The organism is Telmatospirillum sp. J64-1, from assembly GCF_006980715.1.
Taxonomy (GTDB): domain Bacteria; phylum Pseudomonadota; class Alphaproteobacteria; order Rhodospirillales; family Magnetospirillaceae; genus Oleiliquidispirillum; species Oleiliquidispirillum nitrogeniifigens.
This window is the reverse complement of sequence record NZ_SBHN01000068.1, coordinates 1-899: the sequence shown is the minus strand read 5'-3', so window position 1 is coordinate 899 and position 899 is coordinate 1. Positions and strand designations below refer to the sequence as shown.

The following is an 899-nucleotide window of genomic DNA, read 5'->3' as shown; positions in this document are numbered from 1 at the left end:
CGTCCGCTGGCCGCTGGTGCCGATGCAGAAGACGCCGCTGGAGATTCGCGGGCTCAACCATCTCACGGTCTATTACTGCAAGATGGGTCACCTGGAATTCGTCTATCCCGAGACCGTCAGCTACGGCGACATGGCCTGATGGAGGCGGCGATGAAGATCAAGGTCCTCAGCCCCTTTTCCTTCCGACCCGGCCTGGGGGCGCCGGTCCGCGAATTCGGGCGCGGCGTCCATATTCTGAGCGTGGCCGAGGCGGCCCATCCCTTCATCCGGGCCTGCCTTGCCGATGGGCTGGCCGAGGAGGTGCCGGGCGTGGCCGTGCAGCCGGAGCCGCCTAAAGATCAGCAGCCCAAAGATCAGCAGGAGGTGCAGACCGAACAGCAGCCGGAACCCGAACAAACCGAACAGCCGGTACCCGAACCTGCGCAGAAGCGCACCGGCCGCAAGTAAGGGCACGCCATGACCCCCGCCGAGTTCCGCGCCGCCTTGCCGGCCTTCGCCGACGAGGAGAAGTTCCCCGAATCAATGCTGGCCCTATGGCTGGATTTCGCTGCCGCGCAGGTACCGGCCGAGCGATGGGGGAACCTGCGGTCGCAGGGCGTCCTGTTCCTGGCCGCCCATCACCTGACCCTGGTGGCCGCTGCCAGCAAGGCCGCCGACGGTACCGGCGGGCTGGAAGCGGCAAGCGGCGGGGTCACGTCCGAGAGCAAGACCGTGGGCAGCGTGTCCAAATCCGTCAGCCGATCCGGCGGTGCGGCCGGCATCGATCCGCGCGGCGGGCAGTACAATGATACCAGTTGGGGACGGCAATATTGGGCGCTGGCCTCGACCATCGGCGCCGGAGGGCTGGTGCTGTGAAGCCGGTCATTTCAGTCAAGCAGACCCTTAATCACACCTCAATG

At 66.2% G+C, this 899-nt stretch carries 2 protein-coding genes; both read left to right on the top strand.

Translation table 11 applies throughout. The annotated features are described in order from the left end of the window. Positions 1-150 precede the first annotated feature (150 nt). Positions 151-447 carry a hypothetical protein gene (locus EPD66_RS23765; protein ID WP_142851041.1) on the top strand — a complete coding sequence of 99 codons (297 nt, stop codon included), beginning with the start codon at positions 151-153 and terminating at the stop codon, positions 445-447. Positions 448-456: 9 nt separating this feature from the next. After that, on the top strand, positions 457-855 hold the full coding sequence (locus EPD66_RS23760; RefSeq protein WP_142851040.1) for a DUF4054 domain-containing protein: 399 nt from the start codon (positions 457-459) through the stop codon (positions 853-855). Positions 856-899 lie beyond the last annotated feature (44 nt).